The following is a 15,070-nucleotide window of genomic DNA, read 5'->3' as shown; positions in this document are numbered from 1 at the left end:
GGCTTGCAGCCCCTGGGCTACCATCCCCGGCTGCCGCCGCTTTGCAGTTTCACGCGGCGGGCCGACAAGGACAGCATGGGGATGGGGACCGACGACGCATACGCCGAGCTTGGACTGGCCGCCGGCGCAAGCGACCACGAAATCAAGGCCGCCTGGCGGCGCCTGGTGTCGCAATGGCACCCGGACCGCAACGCCAGCCCACAGGCGCTGGTGCGCATGCAGCGCATCAACACCGCCTTTGAATTGCTGCGCCAAGGCCTGGAGGCCGACGACGCGGCGCCGCCGGCCGCTCCCGCGCAGCCTGCGCCCCAGCCGGCCGCGCGGTCGGCCAAGCCCGCGTCCGGCGGCGGCTGGACGCAGCCGCCCCAGCCGCCGCGCCCGCCCTGGCACATCGAGCGCAAATTGAAATTGACGCTGGAGCAGGCCGCCGCGGGCGGGCGCATGGTGCTGCGCGGGCGCCACGTGGAGCGCTGCGTGGCCTGCGAGGGCGTGGGTTTCAGACACAGCCCGCGCCCGTGCGAGCCCTGCCACGGCGTTGGGCGCATAGGCCGGCGCAACTTTTTCGGCTGGGTAGCGGGTTTCGAGACCTGCGGCGAGTGCCAGGGCGACGGCCTGGCGCGGCTGGCCTGCGAGGCCTGCGACGGGCAAGGCGAGCTTGGGCGCTGCCGCTACGAGATCGCGGTGGACCTGCCCGCGGGCCTGCGCGACGGCGAGACGCTGGACCTCTCGGCCGGCGGCACGCAGGGCGACCGGCTCAAGCTGCACGTCGTTCTGCGCGAGCACCCGTTTTTCCGCCTGGAAGCCGACGGCACCCTGCACTGCGAGATGCCGGTGGACGGCTTCTTGTGGATGGCCAACCGCTGGACCGACGTGCCCACCCTCTACGGCCCGCAGCAGTTGCGGCTGGACCGCCGCCACCTGCGCTACCGGCTGCGCGGCCAGGGCTTCCCGAAGGAGCACGGCGGCGCGCGCGGGCACTACATCGTGGACGTGAAGCCGCTGTTCCCCGCGCAGTTCACGCGCGAGCAGGAGCAGCTCATAGAACGCCTGGCCGCCTCGCAGCGCCACGCGCCGGGCACGCCCCTGCACGAGTGGCAGGGCAAGGTGGTGCGGTGGAAGGCGAAGGTGGGGTAGGAAGGGAAAAGTGAGAGGACGGCGCACTGCAATCCGGAGAAAGCTGGGAAGGTCCTCGTATCCCGTGAGCCCGGGCGCTTCGCTTTCTACTTCGTCATACCCGCGCAAGCGGGTATCCACGAACGCCGAAGCGCAGCCTTCGAACGCATCGCCCAGAGCCAACGCCAGCATCCCGGCCGGCGTGGATACCCGCTTTCGCGGGTATGACGAATCAGGGTGCAATGTGCCCTTGCCATGGGGCTGACGGGCGGAACAACTTTTCCCGGACAGCAGGGCGCCCGTCAGCCGCTCAGCACCCGCGCCCGCGGCCCAGCACGCCGCCGGCCACGGCGCCGCCCACGGTGCCCAGGGTGCTCTGGTCGGTCAGCACCGAGCCGGCCACGCCGCCCACGGCGGCACCCACGGCCGTGTTCTTGGAGCACTGGTCCATGCTGGCGCATCCGCCGGCCAGCAGCGCGGTGACGAGGGTGGCGGCGAGCATCAGGCCGCGGCGTTGGGGAAGCTTTCGCATGGTGGTCTCCGTTTGTTGGGGGCCGGATGTCGGCCGTGGACACAGCATCTCCGGCATCCCCCATGCCCGCCATCGGACGGCGCCGCCGCCGCGTGTCGGATAGCGCCCACACCGGACAGGGGAGGGCGCCTCCCGGGTCACGGCGCGGGCTCAGTCGTCCTGGCGCCGGTCCGGCCGCTGCTGCAGTCTTGCCAGCAGCCCGTCGCGCCCGCTCAAGCCCCGCGCCATGAACAGCAGCCCGCCCACGGTGGCCGCCGTGCGCAGCAGCGCGCTGGAGGAGCGCCGCCCGCGCAGCAGCAGCGCCGCGCCCGTGCCGAAAGCGAACCAGTGCTCGCCCGGCACGCTTGGGCGCTGGTCGTCCAGGCGCTTGAGCGCCCGCAGCCGCTCGGCTGCGCGCTGCAGCGGGCTCTGCGGCGCGGCGGGCGTGCCTTCGTGGACGTCGTCCGGGATGGGGTGGGCCGCGGTGACCGGCGTGGTGGCGGCCGTGGTGATGGTGGGAAGAGGGGGCATGGCAGCAAGCTCCTGTCGGCCTGAAAGGCCAAGAGGCGCGCTTTGCGGCAAGCGCGATGCCCATCGCTTGGGCCGGCCCAAGCGGTGCCGCGCCTAGCATGCGTGCCATGCAAGCCTCTTCTCTCCTGCACAGCCCCGCCGCCGAACGCAACCGCGAGCCCATCCTGCAAGTGCTGCAACGCGTACTGCCGGGCGCGGGCGGCACGGCGCTGGAAATCGCCGCCGGCAGCGGCCAGCACGCGGCGCATTTCGCCCGGGCGCTGCCCAACTGGCAGTGGCTGCCCAGCGACGGCGACGCGCGCGTGCTGCCCTCCATCGCCGCCTGGTGCGACGGCCTGTCCAACGTGCTGCCGCCGCTGCACGTGGACGTGGCCGCGCCGCAGTGGGACGGCGTGCCGCCGGCGCTGGACGCCCTCTACTGCGCCAACATGGTCCACATCAGCCCCTGGGCCTGCTGCGAGGGCCTCATGCGTGGCGCGGCGCGCCACCTCAAGGCCGGCGCGCCGCTGGTCCTCTACGGCCCCTTCATCCAGGACAGCGTGCCCACCGCGCCCAGCAACCTCGCCTTCGATGCCGACCTGCGCGCGCGCGACCCCGCGTGGGGCCTGCGCCGCCTGGCCGACGTGGCCGACCTGGCGCGCGAAGCGGGGCTGCGCTTCCAGGAGTCCGTGGCCCTGCCGGCCAACAACCTGCTGCTGGTCTTCCTGCGCGCGGGCGGCTGAAGCGGTCGGGCGGGGGGTGTTAGACGGTCTAACACCGGGTTCGCGGGGGCGGCGCCGCGGGCCGCGGCGTCAGGCCTCCTCGCCCTCGTCGGCGGCGTGGCGCGCCTCCCACAGCGCCAGCACCGACTCCACGGCGGCGCGGCTGAGCTCGTCGCGGGCCTCCGGGTCCTGCAGCCGCGCGCGCTCGGCGTCCGACAGCCCCTCCTCGTCGCCCCCCAGCAGCACGATGGGCGCCAGCACGGCGCCGATGTCCGGGTCGTCGAAGAGGGCGCCCCAGCCTTCGGGGTCCAGCGCCGTGGCCTGCAGGAAGCCGATGCACCAGTCCTCGGCGTCCACCACCTCGCGGCCCTTGACCTCGGCCACGCTCACCACGGGCTCCCAGTCGTCCGGCGTCTCCTTCAGCCGCGTGGCGATGTTGTGCAGGTGGCGCAGCACCAGCACGGCGGTGTCCTTGCGCTTGCGGTTGCTGGGGAAGGGTTTGCCTTCTTCGCCGTCGCCGCCCCAGACCACCGGCAGCCAGCGCGCGGTCGGGAGGGTGCTCACGGGCGTGGGCGCCAGCAGCAGCGCGGTCAAATAACCGTCCAGCGCCTCGACGTTCATGGCCTCGTCGGCGGGCAGCGCCAGCAGCGCCTGGTCCAGCTTGGAGAGTTCTTCGTCGGAGAGCGGCCGGTCGGGCAGGGAAGGGTCGTACTGCGGATAGTCCACGTCGTGCTTTCTGGAATGCGTCAAGGGCCCGGATTGTGGTGTAGCCGCCGGCTACAGTGCTTGACCCGACGCCAGGAGCCGCATGCCATGAGTTTCACGAACCGATCCCGCACCGCGTTGGGCGCGCTTTCGCGGGTGCTTGCCGCCGCCACCACCGCGGTTGCCGCCACCGTTTTTTCCACCGCCGCGCACGCGGCGCTGCCCGTGGGCGCGGCCGCGCCGGACTTCAACGCCGACGCCGCCCTGGGCGGCAACACCTTCCACTTCAAGCTGGCCGAGGCGCTGCGCAAGGGGCCGGTGGTGCTGTACTTCTATCCGCGCGCCTTCACCAGCGGCTGCACGCAGGAGGCGCATGCCTTCGCCGAGGCCACGCCCGTGTTCGAGGCGCTGGGCGCCACGGTCATCGGCATGTCCAACGACGACATCGCCACGCTGCAGAAGTTCTCCGTGGAGGCCTGCCGCAACCGCTTTGCCGTGGCCGCCGACGCGGGTGCGCGCGTCATGAAGGCCTACGACGCCGCGCTCTGGGTCAAGCGGGACATGGCCGACCGCATCTCCTACGCCATCAGCCCGCAGGGCAAGGTCATGGCCGTGTACTCCAGCCTCAACCCCGACGGCCACGTCGACGCCATGCTCAAGGCCGTGCAGGACTGGAAGCGCGCGCAACCCGTCCAACCGGCTCAGGTGCCCAAGCCCTGAGCCGCGCCTGGGCGCGATGGCCGCCGCGACCGCACCGCGGCGCGGCACGCGTTTAAGGGCCGGCTCATCCGCAGCCCCTAAGATCGCGCCCTTCCCATGCGACGCCACCTCTCCCGCCTCCCCCTGCTGCAGCGCGCCCTGGCGTGGCTGCTGCTGGCGCTGCTGCCGCTGGCGCAGGCCGTGGCGGCGGGGCATGCGGTGTCGCACCTGGCCGGCGGCAGCGGCTCGCCGCACGACAAGCAGGCGCTGCACGCGGCGCACTGCGAGCTGTGCATCACCGCCGCCACCGTGGCCGCCGGCGCGCTGCCGGCCACGCTGCCGGCGCTGCCGGCGCTGCGGCTTGGGCAGCCCGCGCCCGCGGTGGCCGTGGACAGCGCCTGGGCGCCGCCCTTCGCCGCGGCCTACGACAGCCGCGCACCCCCTGTCTTCACGCACTGAACGTCCCTCAGCAGTACCGGCCCGCCTGTGCCTTGCGCGGGCGCGGTGCTTTGCAACGTCCTTTGCTTGAAGACCCACCCATGCAACAACGCATCCTGACGGCTGCCGTGGCGATGGCCATGGCCGGCCCGGTGGCGGCGCAGTCCGCCGCCCAATCCACCACCTCCGCCAACGAGCTGCAGTCGCTGCGCGACGAGATCCAGACCCTGCGCAACGCCTACGAGGCGCGGCTGCAGGCGCTGGAGCAGCGCCTGCAGGCGGCTGAGCGCGCCACGGCCCAGGCGCCGGCCGCTGCCACCACCGCGGCCGACCCGGCCGCCGCGCCTGCCGCCTCCGGCGTCGCCTCCGTGAGCCCCGGCGCCGCGGCGGCCCCTGCCGGCGGCGGCGCCAACGCCTTCAACCCGGCCGTTTCCTTGATCCTCTCCGGCCTGGTCACGCGCACCTCGCGCGACCCGGCCGGCTACCGCATCAGCGGCTTCGGCCTGTCGCCGGACGCCGAGGTGGGCCCCGGCACGCGCGGCCTGAGCCTGGCGGAGTCGGAGCTGGCCTTCTCCGCCAGCATCGACCCCTACTGGCGCGGCGCCCTGCACGCGGCGCTGCACCCGGACGACAGCGTCTCGGTGGAGGAAGCCTTCGTCGAAACCACCGCGCTGGGCAGCGGCCTCACGCTCAAGGCCGGGCGCTTCTTCTCCAACGTCGGCTACCTCAACCCGCAGCACGCCCACACCTGGGACTTCGTGGACAACCCGCTGGCCTACCAGGCGCTGCTGGGCACGCAGTACGGCGACGACGGCGTGCAACTGCGCTGGATCGCGCCCACCGACCAACTGCTGGAATTCAGCGCCGAGCTGGGCCGCGGCCGCAGCTTCCCCGGCAGCGACGTCGGCGCCAACGGCGCGGGCATGCGCTCGGTGAGCGTGCACACCGGCGGCGACATCGGCGACAGCCACTCCTGGCGCGCGGGCCTCTCCGTGCTGCAGGCCGGCGCGCGCGAGCAGGCGCTCACGGGCCTGGCGGCCGACGACAGCATCGCCACCGCCTTCACCGGCCGCACCCGCGTCTACATCGCCGACGCGGTGTGGAAATGGGCGCCGGAGGGCAACGCCACGCGCACGAATTTCAAATTGCAGGGCGAGGTCCTGCAGGCGCGGCGCAGCGGCTCGCTGGTCTACGACCTGGGCGGCCCGGCCGAGTCGGCCGGCGACTACCGCGTCACGCAGTCCGGCTGGTACGTGCAGGGAATTTATCAATTCATGCCGCGCTGGCGCGTGGGCCTGCGCACCGAGCGGCTGGATGCGGGCTCGCCCAACTACGGCGCCCATGCCGGCCTCTTTGATGGCTCAGGCTTCCAGCCGAAAAAACATTCGTTGATGCTGGACTACAGCCCAAGCGAGTTCTCGCGCGTGCGCCTGCAGCTCGCGCGCGACCTGGCACGCGAGGGCGCGGCCGACAACCAGATCTTTTTGCAGTACCAGATGAGCTTGGGCGCGCACGGTGCCCACGGCTATTGATTCGCCCCCGAACCGGATTCCGACATGAAGAAACGCAATTTCGTCCTGAGCGCCCTCGTGGCGCTGCCCCTGGCCCTGCTGGCCGCGCAGGCCCAGGCAAATGTAAAAGTGCTGGCCTGCGAGCCGGAATGGGGGGCGCTGGCGATGGAGCTGGGCGGCCCGGCGGTGGACGTGGCGGTGGCCACCAGCGCGCGCCAGGACCCGCACCAGATACAAGCGAAACCCAGCCTCATCGCCCGCGCGCGCAACGCCGACCTGGTGGTGTGCACCGGCGCCGAGCTGGAGACGGGCTGGCTGCCGCTGCTGCTGCAGCAGTCCGGCAACGCCGCCATACAGCCCGGCAAGCCCGGCTACTTCGAGGCCGCGGCCTACGTGCGCAAGCTGGAGGTGCCCACGCAACTGGACCGCTCGCAGGGCGACGTGCACGCCGCCGGCAACCCGCACATCCAGACCGACCCGCGCAACATCGCCCTGGTGGCCACGGCGCTGTCCACCCGGCTGCAGCAGATCGACGCCGCCCATGCCGCCGACTACGCGCAGCGCGAGCGCGCCTTCAGCCAGCGCTGGCAGCAGGCGCTGGCGCGCTGGAACGCGCAGGCCGCGCCGCTCAAGGGCGTGCCCGTGGTGTCGCAGCACAAGGCTTTCCCCTACCTCTACGACTGGCTGGGCCTGAAGGAAGTGGCGGTGCTGGAGCCCAAGCCGGGCGTGGAGCCCTCGGTGTCGCAACTGCAGGCCGTGCAGGCGGCGCTGAAGAACACGCCGGCCAAGATGGTGATCCACGCCGCCTACCAGGACCCCAAGGCCTCGGACTGGCTCAGCGGCAATGCGGGCATCCCGTCGGTGAAACTGCCCTTCACCGTGGGCGGCAGCGACGCCGCCAACGATTTGTTCGGCCTCTTTGACGACACCGTTGGGCGGCTGCTGGCCGCCGCCGGCGCCAAGCGATGAACTGGGACGCGCTGGACGCCGGCATCCTGGGCCCGGCGCTGGCGGCCGGGCTGCTGGTGCTGCTCACGCACGTGCCGCTGGGCCAGCAGGTGCTGGAGCGGGGCATCGTCTTCATCGACCTGGCCATCGCGCAGATCGCCGGCCTGGGCGTGATCGCGGCCGACGCGCTGGGGCTGCCCGAGGGAGGGCTGGCCGTGCAGGGCGCCGCGGTGGGCGCGGCCCTGTTGGGCGCGCTGCTGCTGACCTGGACGGAAAAGCGCGCCCCGCGCCAGCAGGAAGCCTTGATCGGCGTGCTCTTCGTCCTGGCCGCCTGCGCCGGGCTGCTGCTGCTGGCGGGCAACCCCCACGGCGGCGAGCACCTCAAGGACCTGCTGGTCGGCCAGATCCTGTGGGTGCAGCCCTCGCAGCTCGGGGTGCTGGCCGCGATCACGGCGCTGCTGCTGGGCGCCATGGCGCTTGGGCTGCCGCGCCGGCTTGGGCGGCTGGGCTTCTACGCCCTGTTCGCGCTGGCGGTGACGGCCTCGGTGCAACTGGTGGGCGTGTACCTGGTGTTCTCCAGCCTCATCGTCCCGGCGCTGGCGACCACGGCGCTGCGCGGCCGCTCGCGCCTGGTGGCCGGCTACGCGGTGGGCGCGGCGGGCTACGTGCTTGGGCTGGCGCTGTCCGCCCTGCTGGACTGGCCTACCGGCGCCGTCGTCGTCTGGACGCTGGCGCTGTGCGCCCTGGCGGCCGCGGCGCTGCTGCGCCGCCGCGCCGGCCCGTCGGCGGCGATGGAAGCCGCCTCGCACGGAGCGCCGTGATGGCCAGCGGGCTGCGCGGCTTCGTGCGCCGGCTCGGCCCGGGCCTGATCACGGGCGCGGCCGACGACGACCCCAGCGGCATCGCCACCTACTCCCAGGCCGGCGCGCAGTTCCGCTTCGCGCTGGCCTGGACGCTGCTGCTGACCACGCCGCTGATGATCGGCATCCAGCTCCTGTCGGCCCGCATCGGCTGGGTCACCGGCCAGGGGCTGGCGGCCAACATCGCACGCGTGTGCCCGCGCTGGGTCACCGTGACGCTGGTGGCGCTGCTGGTGGCGGCCAACACGCTCAACATCGCCGCCGACGTCGCGGCCATGGGCGAGGCCGTGCGGCTGCTGGCCGGCGGCCAGTCCGCCCCCTACGTGCTGGCGCTGGGCGGCCTGTGCGTGGCCATGCAGCTCTTCTTCCCCTACGAGCGCACGGTGCGGCTGCTCAAGTGGCTGACGCTCGTCCTCTTTGCCTACGTGGCCGTGCTGCTGGCCGTGCGCGTGCCGTGGGGCGAGGTGGCTGCCGAGGGGCTGCTGCCGTGGACGGCCTGGCGCGACGACCTGTCCGTGGGCGCCTACGCCGCCATGGTGGTGGCCGTGCTGGGCACCACCATCAGCCCCTACCTGTTTTTCTGGCAGGCCGCGCAGGAGGTGGAAAACAAGCGCCGCGCCCCGTTGGGCGACCGCACGCTGCCGCACCCGGCGCGCGAGCGGCTGTTCCTGCGCCGCATACGCGTGGACACGGTGGTGGGCATGTGCTTTTCCAACGCGGTGGCGCTGTGCATCGTGGTGGCCGCGGGCGTGACGCTGCACGGCCAGGGCGCGCACGTGGACAGCGCCGCGCAGGCGGCTCAGGCGCTGCGGCCGGTGGCGGGGGATTTCGCCTTCTGGCTGTTCGCGCTGGGCATCGTGGGCACGGGGCTGCTGGCGGTGCCGGTGCTGGCGGGCTCGGCGGCCTACGCGGTGAGCGAGCTGCTGGGCTGGCCCGGCGGGCTCTCGCGCGGCTTCCACGAGGCGCGGGGCTTCTACGGGATCATCGTCGCCGCCACGGTGCTGGGCACCTTGGGCAGCCTGCTGGAGGTGGACCCCATGTCCGCGCTGGTATGGAGCGCGGTGGCCAACGGCGTGATCGCCGTGCCCATCATGGTGGCCATGCTGTTCATCGGCCAGTCGCGCCGCCTCATGGGCGCGCAAGTGATGAGCCGCCGCCTGCGCTGGCTGAGCTGGCTGGCCACCGGCGTGATGGCGGCGGCCGTGGCCTTCATGGGGCTGTCCAGCCTGCTCGGCGGCTGAAGTTGCTGTCCCGGGGAGAACGGCCGGTCCCGGGGCCACGCCCTGCGGGGGGCGCGTCCCAGGAGCGCGGCGCTGCTCACATGGGCGTGGGCGGCGGGGGCTCCGGCGTGGCCGGGCCGGGCGGCGGGCTGATGGGGTCGCCCACCGGTGCCGGGCCGGGCGGCAGCGGCGACGGGGCGGGCCCCGGCGGCATCACCGGCTCCGGCGGCACCACGTGCGCCCACAGCGGCGGCGGGATGCGCCGCTGCGGCCGTGCAAGGGATTGATGCGGGGTCATGCGCGCTGGGCTGCGGCTCAGAGCTTGTCGATGCCGCGCTTGACCGTTTCCTTGGCGTCGCCCACGTTCTTGCGCACGGTGCCGCCCACCTGGTCGGCGCGGCCTTCCTGCTGCATCTGGCGGTTGCCGGTGAGGTCGCCTGCCGCTTCCTTGATGCGGCCCTTGGCGTTGTCCACGACGCCCTTGACTTGATCCTTGTTCATGCGGTGCTCCTTGTCGGTGTTGGCCGGCACATGCCGGTTGCTTCACTCTGGAGCAGTTCGCGGGCCTGCGCTGTAGGCGCGCATGCCGTTGTCCCGTAGTCCCAGGCCGCAGATTTTTCAAGGGGCGGCGGGATTTTCCCGATGGCGGAAACCGGTTTACCGCTGCTTGCGTGGGACGATGTGAAACGCCGACGGCCTGGACCGCCTGGCAACGGTGCATGGCGTTGGCAGCTCCCGCATGCTGGAACGCCGGGGTTTTGGGCCCCCGCATCACGGGACGCATGCTGCATTGCACAAAAACTTGGCCTGGCACTTGCAGCGCAAGCCGCATGAGCTCGCCACCCTCTTCCCCCGTCCCGCCCTGGCACAGGCGCGTGCTGGACTGGCTGGGCGTGGAGCCGGCGGACGACGGCCCGCCGCCGGAGGCGCCTCGGCCCGACGAGCGCTTTGCGTGGGAGCCGGTACCGCCGCCGACCCGGCCGCCGCAATGGGGTGCGGCCAACCAGCCCGCGCTGCTGCTGGGCCAGGAAGAAGGCCAGGAAGAGGAGGCGCCGCCTCGCGCCGCTGCGCTACCGGACCTCCTGCCCGCCGCGCCCCGTCCTCCCAAGCGCGCGCGTTGAGCGGCGGCCCCTCGCAGGCCCGCTGCCGGTTTCGAGTGCATGCCCGCCCTTGATTCCGCCGTGAGTACTTCTCCGGGATGGAAAATGCTTGTCTTCTGATTCCAGGGTCGTGAAGTAATTCACGGTATTCAATTCCGTTATGAATTTGAGTATGAAAGCTGCGAGCACCTGATTTGGGTCGAGACTGCCATTTGTTGGTGCGTTCCATGGAGCTCAGGGAGCCAAGTCATGAATATCAGCTCGCATTTGATCAACCTTTCCGGCCGGCGCCGTTTCACTTCGCAGTGCCTGGTGCTGTATGCGGTGCTGGCGCACCAGGGAAAAGCGGGCGCGTTGGAGATTTCACACGAGGCATTGCGCTCCTCGTCGTCCTGAGGACGGCGGCACCCCTTCAACGCCCAGGAGTCATCCCCCGTATGGACCTCATCACCGGCAACGCCTACGACCAAGACACCCGCGGCACCGGCTGGTTCCTGGGCTTCAGCGACTGGACGCGCCACGGCCTGGGCGAGCTGCTGCACGTGCCGCGCGAGCAGCCGCTGGACGGGCTGTGCATGAAGTGGTGGGACCACCCCGCGGGTGACGGCAGCGGCCTGGGCAAGCCGCTGAGCGAAGGCCGCACGGTGTCGCTGCTGGTGAGCGGGGAGTCGCTGTTTCGCATCGAGTTCAGCCCGCATCCGGACTTCCGCCCCGAGGGCCTGCGCACTGTGCTGCTGCGCCGCCAGGGCGACTTCGCGGCCTGGGGCGCGGGCTTGCACCACCGCTGGCACGCGCTGGAGCGCGCCACTGTCATGACGCTGCGCTGGAACCTGCGCTGAAGGCCGGGGTACGGGTTTGGGCCGCTCTTGAGCTCCTTGCCGTCCGCCGCGCCGGGGGCACCGGGCTTTTAAAATCCCGGGTTTTCCTCTCGGCGCCTCCTCATGGATTCAGATCGTTTTCAGCGCGGCCAGGCCACGCTTTCCAGTATCCACGGCCATATAGGCGAAGGCGTGATGAAGGCCTTGGGCGACATTGCGCCGGAATTCGCGCGCTTCATCATCGAGTTTCCCTACGGCGACATTTACGCGCGCGGCATCCTGTCGCCGCGCGAGCGGCAGATCGCCACGATTTCCTCGCTGGTGACGCTGGGGCATTCGCCCAAGGAATTGCGCGCCCATATCCAGGGCGGGCTCAACGTGGGTTGCAGCCGGCAGGACATCGTGGAAGTCATCATGCAAATGGCCGTGTACGCCGGATTTCCCGCCGCGGTCAATGCACTGCTGGTGGCCAAGGAGGTTTTCGCGGAACTGGACGAGCGCGGGCAGCAGGCGGCTGAAACCGGGCGGCCTTGAAGCGGCCCGCCAGGCCATTTGTCACGGGTGGCCGGTGGGCGGTGCGGGACACAATTCCCAGGAGAAAAAATCCACATCTCGAACCGTGACCCGGCGGTGCGTGCGCGCTACGATGAATCCACCGCAGGCACGGCTTGTGCTCTGTGGGGCGTCACCAGGGAGTTCGTCATGAGCGTTGCGCTGCTGTGGCTGTGGATGGCAATGGATACCTTGAAGCCGGGCGCGGTGGATTTCGCGCTGGAATGGGCGTCAAGTCACAACCTGACATATCTTTATTGAAACGTATTTGAATCGGCCCCGCGGGGCCGCTGCCTGCGGAATATATAAGCCTGTATTCCGCGCGCCTTTTCGTCCGTTCCCGTTCGGGACGGCTGCATCATGCCGTGAGCAGCAACAGGAGTTTCCAGCATGCTCACCGGCGGATGTTTGTGCGGCGCCGTCCGCTATGAAGCAGGCGGCACGCCCTTCAATTTGACGATGTGCCATTGCGCCACCTGCCGCCGCGCCAGCGGTGCGCCGCTGGTGGCCTGGTTCAGCGTGCCCAAGCATGAATTCCGGCTGGTGCAGGGCACACCGGCCCGGTTTTCTTCCAGTGCCCAAGGCATGCGCAGTTTCTGCAAGGATTGCGGCAGTGCGTTGACATTTGAAAACTCCGATTTGCCGGAAGAAATCGACGTGACGATTTGCACGCTGGACCAGCCGGAGCAATGCCCGCCCGCCGACCATACCTGGGTTTCCCGGCAATTGCCCTGGATTTCCATGGACGATGGTTTGCCCGGATATGCCACCGTGCGCATGAAAACCTGATGCCTTGTGGGCCAGGAATTTGCTCTGTGACCTTCGGGGAACCATTGGCTCCCGATGGAGTCGATGCAACAAGGCATGCCGGGGGAAAAATTTTCATTTTGCGGCTGACCTTCCGGCTCCCTCCGTGGCCCGTATTCAAGGATTCAAAATGCGCCTGCTGCTTGCCATATTCCTGCCCTTCGTCGTGTTCTTCACGATCGGCCGGCCCATCTCCGGCATCATTTGCCTGATATTGCAGGTCACGCTCATAGGCTGGCTGCCGGCGGCCATTTGGGCGGTTTATGCGCTGAGCCAATACAAGACGGACAAGAAAATAGAAAGCGCCCTGCGCCGGCCATCGGCCTGATTTTCAGTGGGGCCTGAAAACCAGGCGGGCGGCGGGCGGCTGGAAAACAAAGACTTTCCGGCAACGGCCTTTTGAAATTCAGGCCGCGCGCTGCGCAAGCACACGCTGCAGCAGCGTGTGCACGGCGCTGGGGTCGGCAGGCTTGACGACGTGGCCTGAAAAGCCCGCGCGCGTGGAGCGCTCCACGTCCGAGGGCGCGCCGTAGCCGCTGAGCGCAATCACCGGGCAGCTCCCGCACAGCGCGCGGCCCACGTCGATGCCGCTGCCGTCGGGCAATCCCAAATCCGTCAGCACCACGTCGAAGTGCCGCTCGCGCGCCACGGACAGCGCGGCCGCCCGCGTGCCCACGTGCGTGACGCGGTAGCCCAGGTCCTCCAGCGACAGCCGCATGGCCTCGGCCGCGTCCTCGTTGTCCTCCACCAGCAGCAGCCGCGTGCCGTCGTCCTCGGCCAGCGAGGGCGCGGCCGGCGCGTCGGCCGACTGCGCCGGCTGCAGCGACACCGGCACGCGTATCGTCACCCGCGTGCCCAGCCCCAAGCCGTCGCTGGCGGCCTCGATGCTGCCGCCATGCTCGCCCACCAGCCCGCGCGCGATGGCCAGCCCAAGCCCAAGTCCGCCAAAGCGCCGCGTCGTGTCGCTGTCGCCCTGGCGGAAGGGCGTGAACAGGTGCGGCAGCGCCGCGGCGTCTATGCCGATGCCGTCGTCGGTGCAGGTGACGGTGAAGCCGCCGTCCACCGAGGCCGTGCGCAGCGTGATGCGCCCGCCCTCCGGCGTGAACTTGATGGCGTTGCGCACCACGTTCCACAGCACCTGCTGCATGCGCGCCTCGTCGGCCATCACCACGCTGTGCGGGGCCTGCAGCGCCAGCGTGAGCTGCAGCCGCTTGGTGGCGACCTCCTCGGCCAGCATCTCGGCCACGGCCTGCACCAGGCGGTGCATGTCCACGGGCTGCAGGTGCAGCGTGAGCTTGCCGGCGTTGATGGAGGTGAGATCGAGCAGGTCCTCGATCAGCCGCGCCTCCAGCGCCACGTTGCGCCGGATCATGGGCAGCAGCTTGCGGTACTGCGCCGGGATCTGCGCCACCTGCTCCAGCAGGTACACCGCCGAGGAGATGGGCGTGAGCGGCGTGCGCAGCTCGTGCGAGAGCATGGCCAGGAAGCGGTCCTTGGCCTGGTTGGCCTGCTCGGCCTCCTCCTTGGCCGCGCGCAGCCGCGCCTCGTGGGCGTGGGCCTCGGTCACGTCGTGCAGCACCTTGCAAAAGCCGCTGGGCTCGCCGGCGGCGCCGCCGTGCAGCGGCATGGTCAGGCCCTCGACGCGGCGCTGGGAGCCGTCGCGGCGCATCATCCAGCGCGCGTCCGTGGCCTTGCCTTGGGCCAGCGCCTGCTGCAGCCCGTCCTCGAAGACGAAGGCTCGCCTGTCCTGCGGCGTGTAGAGCAGGTCGGCGCGGTGGCCCAGCACCTGCTCGCGTGCAAAACCGAACACGTCCTGCGCGCCGCGGTTCCAGCTGCGGATGCAGCCCTCGCGGTCCAGGACGATCACGGCGTAGTCGTGCAGCGCGTCCACCACGCGGGCGTGCAGCGCGTCGGCCTCGCGCAACTGGCGCTCGGCACGGTCGCGCCCGTCGCGCTCGGCCACCTCGCGCAGCGCGCGCTCCACCACCACCGGCAGCCGCTGCAGCCGGCTCTTGCTCACGTAGTCGGTGGCGCCGCGCTTGAGCAGCTCCACGGCGTTGTCCTCGCCGATGACGCCGGAGACGAAGATGAAGGGCACCTGCGGTGCCAGCACGCGCGCCAGCTCCAGCGCCTGCGCGCCGCTGAAGCCCGGCAGCTCGTAGTCCGACAGCACGAGCTGCGGCTGCGGGGCTGCCGCCAGCGCCGCGGCAAAGCCCGCCTCGTCGCTGACCACTTGCAGCCGCGAGCTCGGGTAGTGCTCGCGCAGGCACTCGCCGATGAGCTCGGCGTCGAAGCGCGAATCCTCCAGCAGCAGCACCTGCAGCCCCCGTCCGCGCGGTTCGGCCATGGCCGCCTCTGTTGCGCTCTTTGCGCCTGTTGCGCCCATCACGTGCCTTTCCAAGATCAGTCCCCCCGCCGCGTGGCCCGCACCGAGCCCGGGGGAGGTTCGTTGAGCACCGCCCAAAACATGCCCAGGTCGGCAATGGCGGTGATGAATGGCTTGAACTCCACGGGCTTGACGACGTAGGCGTTCACGCCCAGCGAGTAGCTGCGCAC

At 70.8% G+C, this 15,070-nt stretch carries 19 protein-coding genes and 2 pseudogenes; 14 read left to right on the top strand and 7 right to left on the bottom strand.

Annotated elements, in window-relative coordinates; translation table 11 throughout:
* Nucleotides 1–81: 81 nt before the first annotated feature.
* Nucleotides 82–1,134, top strand: a complete 1,053-nt coding sequence (locus ALA01S_RS17365) for a DnaJ C-terminal domain-containing protein (RefSeq protein ID WP_169805949.1) — start codon at nt 82–84, stop codon at nt 1,132–1,134.
* 289 nt (nt 1,135–1,423) lie between these two features.
* Here ALA01S_RS17365 and ALA01S_RS17360 read toward each other — a convergent pair whose 3' ends face one another.
* Nucleotides 1,424–1,645: a glycine zipper 2TM domain-containing protein gene (locus ALA01S_RS17360; RefSeq protein WP_066338722.1), complete on the bottom strand. Its 222-nt coding sequence runs from the start codon at nt 1,643–1,645 to the stop codon at nt 1,424–1,426.
* A 150-nt stretch (nt 1,646–1,795) separates the two neighbouring features.
* Nucleotides 1,796–2,155 (bottom strand): hypothetical protein, encoded by a 360-nt coding sequence (locus ALA01S_RS17355; protein WP_066338719.1) that lies wholly within the window; start codon nt 2,153–2,155, stop codon nt 1,796–1,798.
* A 107-nt stretch (nt 2,156–2,262) separates the two neighbouring features.
* Between ALA01S_RS17355 and ALA01S_RS17350 the strand changes: the two genes are divergently transcribed.
* Complete coding sequence (locus ALA01S_RS17350) at nt 2,263–2,877, top strand: DUF938 domain-containing protein (protein ID WP_066338783.1); 615 nt, start codon at nt 2,263–2,265, stop codon at nt 2,875–2,877.
* A gap of 69 nt (nt 2,878–2,946) precedes the next feature.
* Here ALA01S_RS17350 and ALA01S_RS17345 read toward each other — a convergent pair whose 3' ends face one another.
* Nucleotides 2,947–3,606: a UPF0149 family protein gene (locus ALA01S_RS17345; RefSeq protein WP_238455841.1), complete on the bottom strand. Its 660-nt coding sequence runs from the start codon at nt 3,604–3,606 to the stop codon at nt 2,947–2,949.
* A 63-nt stretch (nt 3,607–3,669) separates the two neighbouring features.
* Here ALA01S_RS17345 and ALA01S_RS17340 point away from each other — a divergent pair, with 63 nt between their 5' ends.
* The 6 genes from ALA01S_RS17340 to ALA01S_RS17315 all read left to right on the top strand — a co-directional run bounded on the left by ALA01S_RS17340 (nt 3,670) and on the right by ALA01S_RS17315 (nt 9,258).
* Entirely contained in the window at nt 3,670–4,281 is a 612-nt protein-coding gene (locus ALA01S_RS17340; protein WP_066338712.1) for a peroxiredoxin, read from the top strand.
* A 96-nt stretch (nt 4,282–4,377) separates the two neighbouring features.
* A complete protein-coding gene (locus tag ALA01S_RS17335; RefSeq protein WP_066338710.1) occupies nt 4,378–4,719 on the top strand; it encodes a hypothetical protein in 342 nt (113 codons plus the stop codon).
* Nucleotides 4,720–4,799: 80 nt separating this feature from the next.
* Nucleotides 4,800–6,230: a hypothetical protein gene (locus ALA01S_RS17330; protein WP_066338707.1), complete on the top strand. Its 1,431-nt coding sequence runs from the start codon at nt 4,800–4,802 to the stop codon at nt 6,228–6,230.
* Between the two features lie 24 nt (nt 6,231–6,254).
* A complete protein-coding gene (locus ALA01S_RS17325) occupies nt 6,255–7,178 on the top strand; it encodes a metal ABC transporter substrate-binding protein (protein WP_066338704.1) in 924 nt (307 codons plus the stop codon).
* Nucleotides 7,175–7,978, top strand: coding sequence for a metal ABC transporter permease (locus tag ALA01S_RS17320; protein WP_066338701.1), 804 nt, complete (start codon nt 7,175–7,177; stop codon nt 7,976–7,978). Before ALA01S_RS17325 ends, ALA01S_RS17320 begins: the two co-directional genes overlap by 4 nt.
* Nucleotides 7,978–9,258, top strand: coding sequence for an NRAMP family divalent metal transporter (locus tag ALA01S_RS17315; protein WP_066338699.1), 1,281 nt, complete (start codon nt 7,978–7,980; stop codon nt 9,256–9,258). The genes ALA01S_RS17320 and ALA01S_RS17315 overlap by 1 nt, the downstream gene beginning before the upstream one ends.
* 76 nt (nt 9,259–9,334) lie before the next feature.
* On the opposite strand, the gene ALA01S_RS35230 is transcribed toward ALA01S_RS17315, so the two are convergent.
* Nucleotides 9,335–9,535, bottom strand: coding sequence for a hypothetical protein (locus ALA01S_RS35230; RefSeq protein WP_066338697.1), 201 nt, complete (start codon nt 9,533–9,535; stop codon nt 9,335–9,337).
* 17 nt (nt 9,536–9,552) lie between these two features.
* Nucleotides 9,553–9,738: a CsbD family protein gene (locus ALA01S_RS17305; protein WP_066338781.1), complete on the bottom strand. Its 186-nt coding sequence runs from the start codon at nt 9,736–9,738 to the stop codon at nt 9,553–9,555.
* Between the two features lie 329 nt (nt 9,739–10,067).
* Between ALA01S_RS17305 and ALA01S_RS17300 the strand changes: the two genes are divergently transcribed.
* The 6 genes and pseudogenes from ALA01S_RS17300 (at nt 10,068) to ALA01S_RS17275 (ending at nt 12,842) form a co-directional block, all read left to right on the top strand.
* Nucleotides 10,068–10,358 carry a hypothetical protein gene (locus ALA01S_RS17300; RefSeq protein ID WP_157119086.1) on the top strand — a complete coding sequence of 97 codons (291 nt, stop codon included), beginning with the start codon at nt 10,068–10,070 and terminating at the stop codon, nt 10,356–10,358.
* A 228-nt stretch (nt 10,359–10,586) separates the two neighbouring features.
* Nucleotides 10,587–10,715 (top strand): annotated as a pseudogene (locus tag ALA01S_RS33155) (methyl-accepting chemotaxis protein); the annotation flags it as partial.
* A 59-nt stretch (nt 10,716–10,774) separates the two neighbouring features.
* Nucleotides 10,775–11,176 (top strand): hypothetical protein, encoded by a 402-nt coding sequence (locus ALA01S_RS17295; protein WP_066338688.1) that lies wholly within the window; start codon nt 10,775–10,777, stop codon nt 11,174–11,176.
* A gap of 102 nt (nt 11,177–11,278) precedes the next feature.
* Nucleotides 11,279–11,689 (top strand): carboxymuconolactone decarboxylase family protein, encoded by a 411-nt coding sequence (locus ALA01S_RS17290; RefSeq protein ID WP_066338686.1) that lies wholly within the window; start codon nt 11,279–11,281, stop codon nt 11,687–11,689.
* 408 nt (nt 11,690–12,097) lie between these two features.
* A complete protein-coding gene (locus ALA01S_RS17280; RefSeq protein ID WP_066338683.1) occupies nt 12,098–12,496 on the top strand; it encodes a GFA family protein in 399 nt (132 codons plus the stop codon).
* A 148-nt stretch (nt 12,497–12,644) separates the two neighbouring features.
* A complete protein-coding gene (locus ALA01S_RS17275; protein WP_066338681.1) occupies nt 12,645–12,842 on the top strand; it encodes a YqaE/Pmp3 family membrane protein in 198 nt (65 codons plus the stop codon).
* 78 nt (nt 12,843–12,920) lie between these two features.
* Here the strand turns inward: ALA01S_RS17275 and ALA01S_RS17270 are convergent, their stop codons facing one another.
* Both ALA01S_RS17270 and ALA01S_RS34830 read right to left on the bottom strand, forming a co-directional pair.
* On the bottom strand, nt 12,921–14,861 hold the full coding sequence (locus ALA01S_RS17270; RefSeq protein WP_066338677.1) for a hybrid sensor histidine kinase/response regulator: 1,941 nt from the start codon (nt 14,859–14,861) through the stop codon (nt 12,921–12,923).
* 56 nt (nt 14,862–14,917) lie between these two features.
* Nucleotides 14,918–15,070 (bottom strand): annotated as a pseudogene (locus tag ALA01S_RS34830) (response regulator); the annotation flags it as partial.

Origin of the sequence: Azohydromonas lata NBRC 102462, assembly GCF_001571085.1 — a bacterium.
GTDB lineage: Bacteria > Pseudomonadota > Gammaproteobacteria > Burkholderiales > Burkholderiaceae_C > Azohydromonas > Azohydromonas lata.
This window is presented reverse-complemented; position numbering and strand designations above follow the sequence as displayed.

What these genes read in the sequence shown, in the direction of transcription:
- ALA01S_RS17315 (WP_066338699.1), top strand. Translation starts at nt 7,978, where the DNA reads ATGGCCAGCGGGCTGCGCGGCTTCGTGCGCCGGCTCGGCCCGGGCCTG.
- ALA01S_RS17270 (WP_066338677.1), bottom strand. Translation starts at nt 14,861, where the DNA reads ATGGCCGAACCGCGCGGACGGGGGCTGCAGGTGCTGCTGCTGGAGGAT.
- ALA01S_RS17320 (WP_066338701.1), top strand. Translation starts at nt 7,175, where the DNA reads ATGAACTGGGACGCGCTGGACGCCGGCATCCTGGGCCCGGCGCTGGCG.
- ALA01S_RS17365 (WP_169805949.1), top strand. Translation starts at nt 82, where the DNA reads ATGGGGACCGACGACGCATACGCCGAGCTTGGACTGGCCGCCGGCGCA.
- ALA01S_RS17350 (WP_066338783.1), top strand. Translation starts at nt 2,263, where the DNA reads ATGCAAGCCTCTTCTCTCCTGCACAGCCCCGCCGCCGAACGCAACCGC.
- ALA01S_RS17360 (WP_066338722.1), bottom strand. Translation starts at nt 1,645, where the DNA reads ATGCGAAAGCTTCCCCAACGCCGCGGCCTGATGCTCGCCGCCACCCTC.
- ALA01S_RS17340 (WP_066338712.1), top strand. Translation starts at nt 3,670, where the DNA reads ATGAGTTTCACGAACCGATCCCGCACCGCGTTGGGCGCGCTTTCGCGG.
- ALA01S_RS17355 (WP_066338719.1), bottom strand. Translation starts at nt 2,155, where the DNA reads ATGCCCCCTCTTCCCACCATCACCACGGCCGCCACCACGCCGGTCACC.
- ALA01S_RS17325 (WP_066338704.1), top strand. Translation starts at nt 6,255, where the DNA reads ATGAAGAAACGCAATTTCGTCCTGAGCGCCCTCGTGGCGCTGCCCCTG.
- ALA01S_RS17330 (WP_066338707.1), top strand. Translation starts at nt 4,800, where the DNA reads ATGCAACAACGCATCCTGACGGCTGCCGTGGCGATGGCCATGGCCGGC.
- ALA01S_RS17295 (WP_066338688.1), top strand. Translation starts at nt 10,775, where the DNA reads ATGGACCTCATCACCGGCAACGCCTACGACCAAGACACCCGCGGCACC.
- ALA01S_RS17335 (WP_066338710.1), top strand. Translation starts at nt 4,378, where the DNA reads ATGCGACGCCACCTCTCCCGCCTCCCCCTGCTGCAGCGCGCCCTGGCG.
- ALA01S_RS17280 (WP_066338683.1), top strand. Translation starts at nt 12,098, where the DNA reads ATGCTCACCGGCGGATGTTTGTGCGGCGCCGTCCGCTATGAAGCAGGC.
- ALA01S_RS17290 (WP_066338686.1), top strand. Translation starts at nt 11,279, where the DNA reads ATGGATTCAGATCGTTTTCAGCGCGGCCAGGCCACGCTTTCCAGTATC.
- ALA01S_RS35230 (WP_066338697.1), bottom strand. Translation starts at nt 9,535, where the DNA reads ATGACCCCGCATCAATCCCTTGCACGGCCGCAGCGGCGCATCCCGCCG.
- ALA01S_RS17275 (WP_066338681.1), top strand. Translation starts at nt 12,645, where the DNA reads ATGCGCCTGCTGCTTGCCATATTCCTGCCCTTCGTCGTGTTCTTCACG.
- ALA01S_RS17305 (WP_066338781.1), bottom strand. Translation starts at nt 9,738, where the DNA reads ATGAACAAGGATCAAGTCAAGGGCGTCGTGGACAACGCCAAGGGCCGC.
- ALA01S_RS17300 (WP_157119086.1), top strand. Translation starts at nt 10,068, where the DNA reads ATGAGCTCGCCACCCTCTTCCCCCGTCCCGCCCTGGCACAGGCGCGTG.